Origin of the sequence: Arthrobacter sp. AL12, assembly GCF_029960645.1 — a bacterium.
Lineage (GTDB): Bacteria > Actinomycetota > Actinomycetes > Actinomycetales > Micrococcaceae > Arthrobacter.
Window position 1 is genome coordinate 90,321 of record NZ_JASBQY010000006.1, and the last position, 14,263, is coordinate 104,583.

Annotated in this window: 15 protein-coding genes and 1 pseudogene; 7 read left to right on the forward strand and 9 right to left on the reverse strand. The window is 69.8% G+C overall.

Translation table 11 applies throughout. From position 1 onward, the window contains the following. The gene (locus tag QK291_RS08940; RefSeq protein WP_282381216.1) at window positions 1-807 is read right to left on the reverse strand and encodes a DUF1206 domain-containing protein; all 807 of its coding nucleotides are present in this window, start codon (window positions 805-807) and stop codon (window positions 1-3) included. Between the two features lie 161 nt (window positions 808-968). Further along, complete coding sequence (trmB, locus tag QK291_RS08945; protein ID WP_282380973.1) at window positions 969-1,892, reverse strand: tRNA (guanosine(46)-N7)-methyltransferase TrmB; 924 nt, start codon at window positions 1,890-1,892, stop codon at window positions 969-971. An 85-nt stretch (window positions 1,893-1,977) separates the two neighbouring features. Between trmB and QK291_RS08950 the strand changes: the two genes are divergently transcribed. Together QK291_RS08950 and QK291_RS08955 are read left to right on the forward strand one after the other, a co-directional pair. Further along, window positions 1,978-2,586 (forward strand): class I SAM-dependent methyltransferase, encoded by a 609-nt coding sequence (locus QK291_RS08950; RefSeq protein ID WP_282380974.1) that lies wholly within the window; start codon window positions 1,978-1,980, stop codon window positions 2,584-2,586. A gap of 106 nt (window positions 2,587-2,692) precedes the next feature. Continuing rightward, window positions 2,693-3,939 (forward strand): annotated as a pseudogene (locus QK291_RS08955) (MFS transporter). Window positions 3,940-3,958: 19 nt separating this feature from the next. Here the strand turns inward: QK291_RS08955 and QK291_RS08960 are convergent. Further along, window positions 3,959-4,630, reverse strand: coding sequence for a TetR/AcrR family transcriptional regulator (locus tag QK291_RS08960; protein ID WP_282380975.1), 672 nt, complete (start codon window positions 4,628-4,630; stop codon window positions 3,959-3,961). Between the two features lie 90 nt (window positions 4,631-4,720). On the opposite strand from QK291_RS08960, the gene QK291_RS08965 reads away from it, so the two are divergent. The 3 genes from QK291_RS08965 to QK291_RS08975 all read left to right on the forward strand — a co-directional run bounded on the left by QK291_RS08965 (window position 4,721) and on the right by QK291_RS08975 (window position 7,654). Further along, a complete protein-coding gene (locus tag QK291_RS08965) occupies window positions 4,721-5,281 on the forward strand; it encodes a hypothetical protein (RefSeq protein WP_282380976.1) in 561 nt (186 codons plus the stop codon). After that, the gene (locus QK291_RS08970) at window positions 5,278-5,970 is read left to right on the forward strand and encodes a DUF4386 family protein (protein ID WP_282380977.1); all 693 of its coding nucleotides are present in this window, start codon (window positions 5,278-5,280) and stop codon (window positions 5,968-5,970) included. The genes QK291_RS08965 and QK291_RS08970 overlap by 4 nt, the downstream gene beginning before the upstream one ends. A 202-nt stretch (window positions 5,971-6,172) precedes the next feature. Beyond that, a complete protein-coding gene (locus QK291_RS08975) occupies window positions 6,173-7,654 on the forward strand; it encodes an MFS transporter (protein WP_282380979.1) in 1,482 nt (493 codons plus the stop codon). 76 nt (window positions 7,655-7,730) lie between these two features. Here the strand turns inward: QK291_RS08975 and QK291_RS08980 are convergent, their stop codons facing one another. Continuing rightward, window positions 7,731-8,099 (reverse strand): hypothetical protein, encoded by a 369-nt coding sequence (locus QK291_RS08980; RefSeq protein ID WP_282380981.1) that lies wholly within the window; start codon window positions 8,097-8,099, stop codon window positions 7,731-7,733. Window positions 8,100-8,236: 137 nt separating this feature from the next. Then, entirely contained in the window at window positions 8,237-8,911 is a 675-nt protein-coding gene (locus QK291_RS08985) for a class I SAM-dependent methyltransferase (RefSeq protein WP_282380983.1), read from the reverse strand. 215 nt (window positions 8,912-9,126) lie between these two features. Between QK291_RS08985 and QK291_RS08990 the strand changes: the two genes are divergently transcribed. Together QK291_RS08990 and QK291_RS08995 are read left to right on the forward strand one after the other, a co-directional pair. Next, a complete protein-coding gene (locus QK291_RS08990; RefSeq protein WP_282380984.1) occupies window positions 9,127-9,399 on the forward strand; it encodes a hypothetical protein in 273 nt (90 codons plus the stop codon). A gap of 322 nt (window positions 9,400-9,721) precedes the next feature. Then, window positions 9,722-11,617 (forward strand): DEAD/DEAH box helicase, encoded by a 1,896-nt coding sequence (locus tag QK291_RS08995; protein WP_282380985.1) that lies wholly within the window; start codon window positions 9,722-9,724, stop codon window positions 11,615-11,617. Between the two features lie 99 nt (window positions 11,618-11,716). Here QK291_RS08995 and QK291_RS09000 read toward each other — a convergent pair whose 3' ends face one another. The 4 genes from QK291_RS09000 to QK291_RS09015 all read right to left on the reverse strand — a co-directional run bounded on the left by QK291_RS09000 (window position 11,717) and on the right by QK291_RS09015 (window position 14,263). Beyond that, window positions 11,717-12,367 (reverse strand): MBL fold metallo-hydrolase, encoded by a 651-nt coding sequence (locus tag QK291_RS09000; RefSeq protein ID WP_282380987.1) that lies wholly within the window; start codon window positions 12,365-12,367, stop codon window positions 11,717-11,719. Between the two features lie 21 nt (window positions 12,368-12,388). Next, window positions 12,389-13,399: an aldo/keto reductase gene (locus QK291_RS09005; protein WP_282380989.1), complete on the reverse strand. Its 1,011-nt coding sequence runs from the start codon at window positions 13,397-13,399 to the stop codon at window positions 12,389-12,391. Between the two features lie 133 nt (window positions 13,400-13,532). Further along, the gene (locus tag QK291_RS09010; RefSeq protein WP_282380991.1) at window positions 13,533-13,940 is read right to left on the reverse strand and encodes a multidrug efflux SMR transporter; all 408 of its coding nucleotides are present in this window, start codon (window positions 13,938-13,940) and stop codon (window positions 13,533-13,535) included. Further along, complete coding sequence (locus tag QK291_RS09015; protein ID WP_282380993.1) at window positions 13,940-14,263, reverse strand: SMR family transporter; 324 nt, start codon at window positions 14,261-14,263, stop codon at window positions 13,940-13,942. Before QK291_RS09015 ends, QK291_RS09010 begins: the two co-directional genes overlap by 1 nt.

Consider the following 14,263-nt stretch of genomic DNA (forward strand, 5'->3'; position numbering starts at 1 on the left):
CTACATCTTGGCGAGTTTTGCCCGCACCATCATAAAGACGCCGTAACAGATCAGGCCGATGCCCACGGCGGCCAGCATATACATGCCGAAGGGCTGGTCACGCAGGCCCTTCAGCCCGCCGTCGAGCCCGGTTGACTCCTCGGGGTGCGCTCTGACGGTGGCGACGATGATCAGCAGGCCGGCCAGCAGCAGGGCGATGCCCTTGGCCGCGTAGCCGACGACGCCCAGGACGGTCACCGCCGTCCGGGATTTTGCCGAGGCGGGGAGCCGAAGGTGTTCAGCGAAGGACTGCCGGAAGCCGCGGATGGCATAAACGACGCCGGCAATGGCGATGCCCGCCCCGACCGCGAGCAGGAGCAGATTGCCGCCGGGGGCTTTCATCACGGATGCGGTGAGGTCGCTGGTCGAGCTGGTGTGGTCCTTGCCGGCGCCGCTGGCGAAGGAGAACAGCGTGAGGGCGAGTCCGGCGTAGACCACGGCCTGGAGAGCGGCCTTGGCCTTCTTCGCAAGTTTTTTCTTGGCCGGAAGGTGCTCGAAATCGAAGATGGCGTCACTGGTCTGCCAGATCGCAAGGGCCACACACGCAGCGAAGGAACTCCAGAGCAGCACCGGCCCGGCCGGCTGCGCGGCGAGCTGTTCCACCGCCCCGCTGACGTCGGCCTCGCCTTCGCCGCCCATGGCAAGGCGGATCGCGACGAGTCCGATCAGCAGGTGCAGGATCCCGCTGACCGCAAATCCGGCACGGGCTACCAGCTCCAGCGCCCGGGAGTTGGTGACGTCTTCAGCCGCGTCCGCGGCGTCCTTCAGTTCTCTTTTGATGATGGGTCCTTCGACTGACTCGGTGGTTCTGGCTGGCCGCAGCTACGCCCGGTTCGTGCCTCTGAGGTAATCGTGCCACGCCGAACCCGCCGGGAACAGCACTACCGCCGGTCCGGAACCGGCGAGGGCAATTCACCTCGGCCGGGCGCTCAGCGGCGGCGGTAGCTGAGGTCGAAGATGAGACGGCCGGCCTCGTGCGCCTTGTTCTCGAAACTCGTCAGGATCCGGCCTTCAAACCGCGGCGCCCAGCCGCCCGTCTCGTCTGTGCCCTCGTTGGGGCCGGTGTGTTCGGTGCTCACGGGAGCGCGGCCCTCCTTGACGGGGGCCCCGCCCACGAGGGACTCGACGCCGGATTCCCACACCTGGGTAAGGGGGCTCTCGGCGCCGCTGCGCTCGCCGTCGTGCAGGTTCTCGAAGTCGGCGGAGTCGGCCAGGACCTCGCGCACGTGGACGGCATAGTTGGACCAGTCCGTCGCGATGCGCCAGAGTCCGCCGGGTTTGAGGGCCCGGGCGGCGAGGTCGGCGAAGGCGGGCTGGATGAGGCGGCGTTTGTGATGGCGGGACTTGTGCCACGGGTCCGGGAAGAAGACCCACAGTTCCGTGACGGAACCGGCCGGCAGCATGGTGGCGAGCACCTCCGGGGCATTCGCTTCCACCACCCGAACGTTGTTCAGGCCGCGGCTGTTGATCTTGATCAGGGTGTTGGCCAGCCCTGGGGTATAGACCTCGACCGCGAGGAAGTCCGTGTCAGGGTTCTCCTCGGCGGCGTGGCAAACGGCGTCGCCGAGCCCGGAACCGATCTCCACGATCAGCGGGGCCTTCCGGCCGAATTCGGCTTCGGCGTCGAAGACGTAGTCCGGGTGCACGGAGGTGTTGGCGATGTGGCGGGGCACCTCGACGGCCCAGCGGTCGGAGTGCTCGTCCCAGGCCACCTGCCGGCGGCCGTGCAGGCGGGTGCCGCGGCGCACAAAGCTGACCGGACGGCCTCCATAGGTGCCGAAGGAGGCCTGGGTGCCGGGGGTCACCGGGCGTGAAGGCTGCGGCGTTTCGGGGGATTCTGGGGATTCACTCATCCCTTCCAGAATAGTGGAGTCCCGGCGTCCGCCCGGGCGGGCAGGCGCCGGCTTCCCCGCCGGGAGTCGGTGGCAGACTGTCTGCATGGATGACGCAACACGCGAATACTGGGACGGGCAGGCAGCCGATTTTGACCGGGAAGCAGACCATGGCCTGCTCGACCCCGGCGTCCGCCACGCCTGGATGGAGCTGATTCTGCCGCTTATTCCCCAGCCCGGCAGCGAGGTCGCTGATCTGGGCTGCGGGACCGGCAGCCTCTCGTTACTTCTGGCGGAGGCGGGCCATCGCGTCCGGGGTCTGGACCTGTCCGGCCGAATGGTGGAAGCGGCCCGGGCCAAGGCTGCCAAGGCCGCCGTCGCCGGGCTGCCCGCGGGCGCGGAGTTCCTGCAGGGTGATGCCTCGGAACCGCCGTACGCTCCGGCGAGCTGCGATGTCGTACTCGCCCGCCACGTCCTCTGGGCCCTCCCGGACACGGGTGCCGCCCTCGGCCGGTGGATCAGGCTATTGCGGGAGCCGGGGACCTTGCTGCTCGTGGAAGGGCTGTGGGGCACGGGCGCCGGCATACCCTCGGCGGAATGCCGCGAACTGGTGCTCCGTCACCGACACCACGCCGAGGTCGTGCCGCTGGCAGACACGGCGCTGTGGGGCAAGGAAATCGACGACGAACGCTACCTGATCCTGAGCCGGAGCTGACGGAACCGCCGGGGGCGACGATGATGACACCACAGGGGCCTGCCAGAATAGGTCCGTGACCACAACGAAAAGCTCCCTGGGCTCCACCGCCGGCGGGATCGAGATCGTGGACCGCCTGGGCCTGCTGGTGGACGCCGAATTCGACGACGTCCCCGCGGCTGAGCCCACCCGGGTCGGCAGCCGCCGCACCCTGGCCTACCTGGGTGTATGCCTGGTCCTGATCGGGCTGAACCTCCGCACCGTCTTCTCCAGCTTCTCCGCGGTCCTCCCCGAAGTGACGGCCGACGCCGCGCTGCCGGGCTGGGCGGTCCTCTTCCTGACCACGGTCCCAGTCACCCTGCTCGGGGTGTTCGCCCCACTCGCGCCCGTCCTGGCCCGCCGCTTCGGGGCCGAACGCGTGCTGCTGGGCGCGATGGCGGTGCTCACCGCCGGACTGCTGTTGCGGCCGCTCGATGCCGGGGACGCCGGGCGCTTTCCTGCCCTGCTTGCCGGGACGGCGGCCTGCGGTGCCGCGATCTCACTCTGCAACGTGCTGCTGCCCGGACTGGTGAAGCGTGACTTCCCGCACCGGCTCGGTCTGATGGGCGGCCTCTACACGACCGCGATCTGCGCCTCGGCAGCTCTCGGCGCAGGTTTCACCTACCCGGTCTTTCGCGCGACGGGGGACTGGACTGCGGCGCTGCGGTTCTGGGCGCTGCCCGCCGGCGTCGTTCTTCTGCTCTTCCTGCCGCTGGCCATCCGGCAGCGCCACGGCCGGCACCAGACCGCGCACGGCGGAGTCAATGTGTGGCGCTCGGCGGTCGCGTGGCAGGTGACCATCTTCATGGTGCTGCAGGCGATGATGTCCTTCAGTGTTTTCGCCTGGCTGGCGCCGATCCTGCGCGAACGCGGGTGGACGGCGGCACGGCCGGGGTGATCGTCTCCGTCTCGATCCTGCTGCAGATGCTGGGGTCCCTGTTCGCCCCGGCGCTCGCCACCAGGTTCCGGGACCAGCGCGCGATCAACACCGTGGTGGCACTGATGACCGGCGGCGGCTTCGCGCTCAGCATCTTCGGCCCGCTCGAGCTGATCTGGCTGTGGACCGGGCTGCTGGGCCTGGGTCAGGGCAGCCTGACCGCCGTCGCGCTGACCATGATCATGGTCCGTGCCCGGGACGGCCACACCGCCGCGCACCTGTCCGGCATGATGCAGGGGGTGGGCTATGGGGTGGGGTCCACCGGCACCCTGATGGTCGGCCAGCTGCACCAGGCCACGGGGTCCTTCGCGGCCGCGGGCCTGCTGTTCCTCGCCGTGGGTTCGCTGGCCGCCGTGTTCGGCTTCCGCGCCGGGAGGAACCGCTTCATCGGCGGCTGACGGCCGCGTCACGGGGCCGTTAGCGCAAAGGACTGTCGCGGGCCCGCTCCGCGGCTGCCGCTTCGACGCCGGCGAGCAGTTGGTCCAGCACACGCTCGTAGTGAGCTGCGCTGCCGTAACTGGCCAGCGATGCGGCGGCCGCGAGACTCAAAGGATACTCCGGGGGAGCCGGCGGCAGCGGGTCCGGGGCGTGTCCGTCCCCGCCGCGGGCCATCACAAAGGATGACCAGCCATAGTTCAAGGCGATGATCCCGCTAAAGGTTGCGACGGCGGCGTCCCCGGCAATGCCCCCGCGGCCAAGGATCCGTAGGGCCGTTTCGCCGATCGGCAGTGCGTTCGGGCCCGGGAAGGGGTGGCCGATGAGGGCGCCGATGGCCCAGGGGTGGCGGTTCAGGAGCTCGCGATGGCGGCGGGCGAAGGCCCGCAGCTCGCTGATCCAGTCGCCGGACTCCGGCGGCGGGAGGAAGCGTCCGAGTACCCGGTTCAGCAGTGCATCGACCAGTTCTCCCTTTGTGCCGAAATAGCGGTAGAGCGCCATGGGCGAGGCCCCCAGCTCGGTGGCGACAGCCCGGATGGTCAGGCTCTCGAATCCCCGGGCCGCGACCGTTTCTGCCGCGTCGAGGATTGCCTCCACGGTGAGGGTGTTGCGGGGACGGCGGGACCGGGGGGCCGCTGGGACATCGTGGGGCATCGCTCCGCTTTCTTCACAAAGACTCTTGCGTACAGTGTACTTTATGACATAACGTACAACGTATACAAACTCGTCCGTAGGAGGCTGAAGATGTCGCTGTACCGTTGGTTGCTAACTTTCCTGGGATTTCCGCTGGGGGGCTGGCTGGCGGCCGTGCTGGTGGGCCCGGTTCATGATCCGGCCGCGGCGGCCGCGGCCGGGGCCATCGCCGGCGCCGTGATCGGCCTGACCCAGTGGTGGGCGTTGCGGTCCCGCGTCGGCTGGCGCTGGCCGGTCGCCACGGCCTTCGGGATGGCATCCGGAAGTGCCCTCGCCGTGGTGGCCACCGGGGCCGCCACGACTCCGGGTGCCCTGGCGCTGGGCGGTCTGGTTTCCGGGTTCGTCGTGGGCGCCGGCCAGGGCCTCACGTTGCGCGGGGGCCCTCGTACCGCCGCGGTGTGGACCCTCGCAGTGGGCCTGGCCTGGGCGGCCGGATGGTTTGTCACGGCCAACGTCATCGTTGACGCGGAGCGTGGCTACGCTGTCTTCGGAGCAAGCGGTGCCGTGGTGGCCACCATGCTGACCGGACTGGTCCTCCGCCGCATCCTCGGTCCGGACGGCAGGGGCGCCGTGCCGCCTGCTTCGGCGGCCGATCCCGGGTTCGCCCGATGAGCGCCACCGTCACAGCCGCCGTGCTGCTGATCGCCTTGCCGGTCGCGTTCAACTCGGCCTTCGCAGTGCTGGCCGCCACGTTCGACTACCCCGACATCCTGCGCCGGCCGACGGCCGAAGTCCTTGATCGCTTCCGGAAAGGCGCCTCCTGGCTGGTGCTCCTGTGGTGGGCATTCGCCCTGACGGCCGCCCTCCTGGCGCCGCTGGCCGTGCTGCTGGCCGCCTCCCTTGACGGCGCCGACCCGGTCCTGCTCGACGCAGGAGTCACCGTGGGAGTGCTGGCCGCCGGCGTGCAGTTCCTCGGATTGATCCGCTGGCCCTTCCTCGTCCCTTACCTCGCTCGGGCCGACGCCGAACCCGGTGCGACGCCCGCCCGCCGGGAAGCGATAGACGTCGTCTTCCAGTCCTTCAACAGGTATCTGGGTGTCGCGGTCGGCGAACACCTCGGGTTCCTTTTCACCGGCGCCTGGAGCATTCTGGCCGGCGCCGCCATGACCCAGGGCATGGCGGTACCGGGCTGGCTGGGAATGGCGGGCATCGCCGTCGGCGCCGTCCTGGTGCTCTGTTCCCTCGAATTCGTCGGGCCATTCGAGCCGCATGGGTGGAAACTCGCCGGGGCACTGACGCCGGTTGCCTATGTGATCTGGTCCCTGTGGCTCGTCGCCACAGGCGTCGCGCTGCTGGTTTGAGTCGGGACCGCCGCCTCCGGCGCGGCTGCGACCGGACGCCCCGCTGACGCCCAAGGGGTGCGCCCCGGCCGCCGGCTGTGGCATGCTTCCCCTTGAGCCAACTTCCCGGTTCGGCCGGGAAGCGCCGCCCGGCAACGGGCCTGGACCTCCACGTCGCTTAGGCGTCGCAGTTCCGTCCATCACTACCGATCAGGCCGCCATCTTGCCCCGAACCGCCCCCGCTCCGAGTCTGGAATCAGCCGGCATCTTCCACCGCGATTACCTGCTGGTGACCCTGGGCGCCTGCGCCCTCGTGTTCCTGGCCGCCTTCGAATCGCTGGCAGTGACCACGGTCATGCCGCTGGTCAGCCGCGAACTGGACGGCGCAAGCCTCTACGCCCTGGCGTTCGCTGGTCCGTTCGCCACCGGCGTCATCGGCATGGTGGCTGCCGGCAACTGGTCCGACCGGCGCGGCCCCGTTGGCCCCCTATACGCTTCGGTGGCCCTGTTCGCGCTGGGCCTGCTGATCGCGGGGACAGCCGCGAGCATGACTGCCCTCGTCGCCGGCCGGCTGGTCCAGGGACTGGGCGGCGGCGCCATGACGGTGGCGCTGTACGTGGTGATCGCCCGGGTCTATCCGCCGGCGCTGCACCCGAAGATTTTCGCCGCGTTTTCCGCGGCATGGGTGATTCCCTCCCTGGTGGGTCCCTTCGCCGCTGGCCTCGTGGCGCAGCTCGCGAGTTGGCACTGGGTGTTCCTCGGCGTGGTGGGGCTGGTGGTCCCGGCCCTGCTGATGATCGTGCCGGCCCTGCGCGGGCTGCGCGGCACACCCGACGCCGGGACCCGGGACGACGCCGGGACCCGGCCCGACGCCGGGACCCGGGACGGCGCCGGCCCGGCGGTCGGCTCCACCCCCGCCCCGCGCCGGTCCTCGGGCTACGGCAGGCTGGCCTGTGCCGCCCTGGCGGCGCTCGCCGTGCTCGGCCTGAACCTCTCCTCGCAACTGCCGACGGCCGGCGGGATCGTGGCCGTCGCCGCCGTCGTCGTGGCGCTCATCGCCGTCCGCCCGCTGGTGCCGCGGGGAACCCTGACAGCCCGCCGCGGCCTCCCCAGCGTCATTCTCACGCGGGGACTGGCTGCCGCCGCATTCTTCGGGGCCGAGGTCTATCTGCCGTACCTGCTGGTGGAGCGGTACGGTTTCTCGCCAACGTTCGCCGGACTGACCCTCACCGGCGGTGCCGTGGCCTGGGCCACAGCCTCCGCAGTCCAGGGCCGGCTCGGGGTACGCCTGGACCACCGCCGGGCGATCCGGATCGGCGCGGCCCTGGTGCTCGCCGCCGTCGTGCTGGTGCTGGCGACCACGGTACTCAACTGGCCGGGGGCCGTCGCGATCGCTGCCTGGGTTTTGGCCGGAGGCGGCATGGGGCTGATGTACGCGCGCCTCAGCGTGATGACCCTTGCCCTGTCCAGCAAGGAGGCCCAGGGCTTCAACAGTTCGGCAATGTCCATTTCCGACTCGCTGGGCGCGGCGCTGTCCCTCGCCACGACGGGGATCATCTTTACTGCCTACACTGCGACGGCCGCGGGCGGCACGACGGCGGCGTCCTTCGCCGGGGTCTTCGCGCTCACCGCGGTGATCGGCGCCGCGGCCGTCGTGGTGGCCCCACGCGTCACCGCGGGGCGACCGTCCGCGCGGTCCAGCTGACGCCGAAGAAGGCGAGCACGACGGAGGGCAGGTCACGATGGTGAAGGCGGCAATGAGGGAGTCGCCGGCGGGCGCCTTAGGCCAGCAGCGCGGGCACGAGCGTTGCCACGGTCACCGCGTGCACGGCGGCGATGCCGAGGTTCGAGAGTGCGACGGGGTTGCGCAGGGAGTGCCGCACGGTGATGACCGTCAGGACTTTGTAGATGATCTGCACGATCAGCAACGAGGCCGCGGCGGTCTCGAGCAGGGGAGTGGCGCCGGAGACCGCGACGCCAGCCAGCAGCGCGCAGGAGACGAGCAGGATCGACAGGTAGATGGCGAGAAGGATGTCGCGCCCCGCTGTGCGCACACCCCACGCGTACGTCGCGGGGTGCCCCTGACGGATGAGCACAAGGCTGACCGGAATCAGCACTGCGATGTTGAGCAGGAGCGAGACGATCAGCATGCGCTCACTCCTGGCGGGAGGGTCACCGACGTCATGAATGTCATAGCTTCAAAAATACTGGATGTCACGGATAACGGCGTCGGTTACTGGCCTTCGCTGCCGCGGATCCTAGCGGCGTCCCTGCTGCCGGCCGGGGCTCAGCGGGCGGCGAGCCGGGTGGCGCGCAGCACCGCGTCCGTCAGGGCAGCGGCCTCGCCGTCGGGCCCGAAGGCGCTGCGGTGCCGCGTGTCGACGACGTCGAGCCGCCACTCGGGTGCCTCGATGCCCAGCTCGCGGGCCAGCTGCTCCGCAGTGTAAAACCGCTCCGCCGCGTGATCATGGTGCTGCCCCCACGGCGGGAGCCCGTCGGGGTGGTGCCCCACAATCAGGAGCGTGCCGCCGGTCCGCACGGCTGCGGCGGCCAGTTGCAGGGCCTGCTGCCAGGGCATCACGGTGGAGTGCAGGAACTGGGCCGTGACCAGATCGAAGAGCTCCCCGGGCACCCAGCTGGCCAGATCCTGCCGCACCCAGGTGATGTGCCCACTCTGGCCGCGTTCCCGCGCATGCGCTTCGGCCCGCTCCAGTGCGACGGCGGAGACATCGACGGCGGTGACTTTCCACCCGCGGCTGGCGAGCCAGATGGCGTCCGCGCCCTCGCCGCAGCCCAGGTCAAGGGCCGTCCCGGGCGGAAGCTGCGCGGCCTCGGCTATCAGCTGCGGATTCGGCTCGCCGCTCCAAATTCTGGCCCGGCTGCGGTACTTCTCGTCCCACACCTGGGCAGCACTGCCAGTGCTGTCGTCCCCGGACTGCTCGGGGTGCTTGTGTTCCGTCATCGTTGTCCTCGCCGGTTCTGGTGTATCGGGCTGTGGGGTCGTTTCCCACATCATGGCAGGGTAACGCTCCGGGCAACACCGGAAAATCGGCTGCGCCCGAAATCGACACACGAAGATCACCGCCCGGAAACGCCCGCGAAACCTCCGTGGTGGAGGCTGGAGCCGGAGAACGGAACGACGCTGGGGTGCATCCGGATCTGAGGAAGGAACAGGCCATGACTGTAGACGTTGCGCAGCAGGTGACATCGTGTGGGGAGCTGTCGGTGGGGGACGGGATTGAAGCGTGGCACAACGGCAAACTCTTCCACCGGGGCGAGGTAATCCGGACGGTGGCGGCCACGGACCTTTTTTGGATTCTGGACGAGCGCACCGGAACCCGGCGGCTGATCGACGCCGAAGTGCTGGTGATCCGGCGGGTGGCGGTCCCGGCGCCCGCCGTGCCGGCGTCGCACGTGCCGCTGTTCCAGGCCCCCAGCCTGTCGGGCTGAGCGCACAAAACGGCGCTGGCCCTGCCGGATGATAGACTGAGGGAACTTGATGTGCAGTGATGCCCACTTTGGTCTTGAATGATCGGTCCGGTTCATCAACCGGTTCCCCTGCGGATTTCCGTTCGGATTCCTTCAGGGAGTGGGAATTTTTCATGTGAGAGGCACATCCTGCGTCGATGAACGCGTTCTATTTGGTCCCGGCCGCCGCCCCAACTGGCAGCTGGCCGGTTGATCACCTGACTTTTCTTCGGCGAACCCCTGGGCCAACCGGCACCGGGGGCCGATATCCGCACGGATACCGCCTGAAAGACCTTTGAAACATATGACTACTTTCGCTGCCCTCGGCACGCCCAAGGCCCTCGCCGACACCCTTACCGCCCAGGGAATCGTTGAACCGTTCCCCATCCAGGTCAAGACCCTGCCGGACACCCTGGCTGGACGCGACGTCCTGGGCCGCGGCCGCACCGGCTCCGGCAAGACAATTGCCTTCGCCATCCCGCTTGTAGCACGACTCGCTGAGCGGGAAGCCAAGCACTTCCGCAAGCCCGGCCGCCCGATGGGCCTGGTCCTCGCGCCGACCCGTGAGCTGGCCACCCAGCTGAACGCGACCATCGAGCCGATGGCCACGGCCATGGGCCTGAACACCACCGTGATCTACGGGGGCATTTCCCAGGCCCGCCAGGAAAAGGCGCTGCGCGCCGGCGTCGACATCGTCATTGCCTGCCCGGGCCGCCTGGAGGACCTGATCCGCCAGCGCGTCCTGACCCTCGAAGGTGTCGAGATCACCGTCCTGGATGAGGCCGACCACATGGCCGACCTCGGCTTCCTCCCGGTCGTCAAGAAGCTCATGGACATGACCCCCAGCCAGGGCCAGCGCATGCTGTTCTCCGCCACGCTGGACAACGGCGTGGACAAGATCGTCCAGCGTTACCTGTCCAACCCGCTGACCCACGCGGTGGATGAATCTCAGGCCGCGGTCACCACGATGGAACACCACGTGCTCGTCGTCAACGACCAGACCGTCAAGAAGCAGCTGATTGTCGAGCTCGCCTCGGGTGCCGGCCGCCGGGTGCTCTTCCTGCGCACAAAGCACCACGCCCGCAAGCTGGCCAAGACCCTGACCGACGCCGGCATCCCCGCCGTCGACCTGCACGGCAACCTCTCGCAGAACGCCCGTGACCGCAACCTCGCCGAGTTCTCCTCCGGTGAAGTCCGCGTCCTGGTCGCCACCGACGTCGCCGCCCGCGGTGTCCACGTCGACGACGTCGAGCTGGTCATCCACGTGGATCCGCCCACAGAGCACAAGGCCTACCTGCACCGCTCGGGCCGAACCGCCCGCGCCGGCTCCGACGGCACCGTGGTCACGCTGACCCTGCCGGAGCAGCAGTCCGACGTCAAGAAGCTGATGAAGGCTGCCGGCGTCGAGGTTAACTTCGAGCGCGTCACCGCCAACTCGCCGCTGGTTGCACAGCTGGTCGGCGAAATGGCCGACAAGATCGACCCGCGCACCCGCGCCGCACTGCTGGCCGCCAAGTCCAACCAGGGCGGCGGCAGTTCCACCGGTGCCAACGCCGAGCGCAAGCGCGCCCGCCGCACCACCCAGGCCGCACCCACCGCGGGTGGCCGTGGCGGCCGTGGCGGACGCGGACGCGTCGGCACCGAGGCTCCCCGCACCGATCTGCCCCGCGCCGAGCGCCGTGCCGTGGCCTACGAGGGCCAGGCCGCCGCGCGCAACGCAGCAGACCGTGTGATTGAGCGCAACGAGGACCGGCAGGATGCCGAGCGCGCCGAGCGCCGCAGCGTCCGCGCCCGCTCCACCTCCTACGGCACCCACCGGAACGATGTTCCGGCTGCCGGCGGCCGCGCCTCGGCCGGCCGTGGTTCGGACGGCCGCGCCGCAGAAGGGCGCAGCGACGCCCGGGGCGCTTCGGCTCCCCGCACCGGTGCACCCCGGAGCGGCGCACCGCGCGGTGGGGCCCCCCGCACCGGCGGCGCCACCGGCGGCCAGCGCGGCGGACGTCCGGCAACGGGCCAGCGTGCAGCTGCCGGCGCCAAGACCGGCGGCAACGCGGCTGTCTGGTCCTCCAACACCGGCGGCACCTCCGGCGGATCCTACGGGGGCGGCGGCAACGGCCGCTCCAGCGAAGGCCGTCCGGCACGCAGCGGCGGCCCCCGCCGCGCGTCCGCCCCGGCGTCGAACGAACGCCGCAGCCGCTAAGGTTTCGGCTTTCCGCTAGACAAACGGACGGCCGCTACGGGGATCCCCGTAGCGGCCGTCCGAAAGCGCAGCGCCAGTCTGAAAAAACAGCGGCGCCAGCTACCAGCCGCGGGCGCGCCACTCCTCCAGATGCGGGCGTTCCGCTCCCAGGGTGGTGGGCTTCCCGTGGCCCGGGTGCACCACGGTGTCATCCGGATAGGCACCGAACAGCCGCTCGCTGACATCGCTGATCAGCTGGGCGAACCGTTCGGGATCGTTCTGCGTGTTACCCACGCCTCCCGGGAACAGCGAGTCGCCGGAGAAAATGTGCGCCGGGCCCTCCGGGTCCTGGTACACGAGCGCGATCGACCCAGGGGTATGGCCGCGCAGGTGCACTGCCGTCACATCGAAGCCGTCGAAGTTGCCGACGTCCCCGTGGTCCAGCAGCACATCCACCGGCACCGGCAGCTCGGGGGCGTCATCCGTCCCGGCCGCCGTCTTCACCCCGGTGGCCGCCACCAGTTCCGGCAGCGCACGGACATGATCCCAGTGCTGGTGGGTGGTGGCAACCAGCGCCAGCTTCGGCGCCGCGGAGGTATCCGCGGCGGCGTCGGCCAGCAGCGCCTGGATGGCGGCCAGATCATCGGCCGCATCGATCAGGAGCTGCGCGCCGGAGGCTTTGCTGGTGAGCAGATACACGTTGTTGTCCATCTCGCTGACCGAAATGCGGCGGATGGTGATGTCACGTAACGAGTGAATGAGCGAGTCCATGGGCTTCAGTCTACGGAGGCGCTATTCACGGCCCTGGGACACCCAGTTGGGGTCCGCGGAGCGGGAGCCGACGACGGCGTCCGCGGCGGCGTCGAGTTTCGTCAGTTGCGCTGCGGTGAAGTCGAGCGTCAACGCGCCGAGGTTCTCGTCGATCCGGTCCGCCCTGCGGGTGCCGGGGATGGGGACCACGGGCAGCCCCAGCTTCCGGCCCTGCGCGAGCAGCCAGGCCAGCGCCACCTGGGCAGGAGTTGCAGCCTGCCCGGCGGCGGCAAGCTCAGCCGCGACGGACTGCACGGCCGCGACCACACCCTTGTTGGCGTCCAGCGCCGCCTCGGCGAAGCGCGGGATGTTGCGGCGGAAGTCGTTGCTGCCCAGCGTTGACGCGTCCACGGTGCCGGTGAGGAATCCCCGGCCCAGCGGCGAGTAGGGCACAAACCCCACCCCCAGCTCGGCCGCGGCAGGAACAACGTTCTGTTCCACATCGCGGCTCCAGATGGACCACTCGCTTTGGACCGCGGCGATCGGGTGGACGCTGCTGGCTTCACGCAGCTCCTCGGCCGTCACCTCGGACAGGCCAAGATGGCGCACCTTGCCGGCCCGCACCAGCCCCGCCATGGCCTCCACGGTTTCCACTATCGGAACGCGGAGGTCGCGGCGGTGCATGTAGTACAGGTCGATGGTGTCGGTGCCCAGCCGCTGCAGGCTGCGGTCCACCGCCTGCCGCACATAGGCGGCGTCCCCCCGGATATCGGAGTAGCCCGTGGACGGCGTGCCGACCAGCCCAAACTTGGTGGCCAGCTGCACCTCGCCCCGGCGTTCCGCCAGGAGCCGGGCGATCAGCTCCTCGTTGCCGCCGCCGCCGTAGATGTCCGCGGTGTCGATGAAGCTGACCCCGGCATCCACCGCATGGTGCAGGGTCCGCAGGGCCTCGGCCGGATCCACCTCCCCGTACACCGGGGTCAGGGCCATGCCGCCGAACCCCAGCGGACTGACCGTTAAACCGTCGCCGAGCATGACTGTTGCTGCCTTCATCGGGTCTCCCTTTCGCTGTTTCTACCCCCAACCCGGGCCCGCTCCGGAGTATTCCTCCGCTCCTGCCCAGTTACTGCCGCCGATCGGGCCGCAGCCGCGGCGTGTCGACCCGGATCATCCGCCCGGACGGACACTAACTGGGCGGGAGCGCGGGGGTAGCCGCGGATTTCGCCGCCGGCAGCAGCTTCAGCCCGGCCGCGCAGCCCACAATCCCCGCGATGAACAGCAATTTCAGCGGACTGGCCGGTTCGACGCCGGTCGCCATCGCCCAGCCGACCGTCAGGGCCGCGCCGATCCCCACCCAGACGGCGTAGGCCGTGCCGAGCGGAATGCTTCTCACGGCCAGACCCAGCCCGGCCATGCTCAGCGTCGCGGTCAGCGCGAACACGAGGGTCGGCAGCGGGCGGGTGAAACCGTCCGACAGGCCCAGGGCCGTGGCCCAGACCGCCTCCAGCACGGCGGAGGCGAGCAGGATGAGCCAGGCTGCGGTGGCGGCGGGCGCCGTGGTTTCCGGTTTCGGTGTGCGGTTCCCGGCGGTCATCACGCCACCAGCTTCAGGCCGGCTACGCACGCGACGATCCCGCCGAGCAGCAGGATCCTCGCCGCGGTCGCGGGCTCAACTTTGCTGATCATGGCGTAGGCAGAGGTCAGCACCACGCCGACACCCACCCAGACGGCGTAGGCGGTGCCCGTCGGGATGGTCTGCATGGCGACTGCCAGCCCGCCGGTGCTGGCCAGCACCGAGACGAGGAAGACGGCGGCCGGTGCAATCCGGCGGCGGCCCGTGGCCTGCGCGGTCCGGTGCAGGGCCGCGGCCCAGACGGCCTCCAGCGACCCGGAAAGTATGAGAATTAACCACGACAT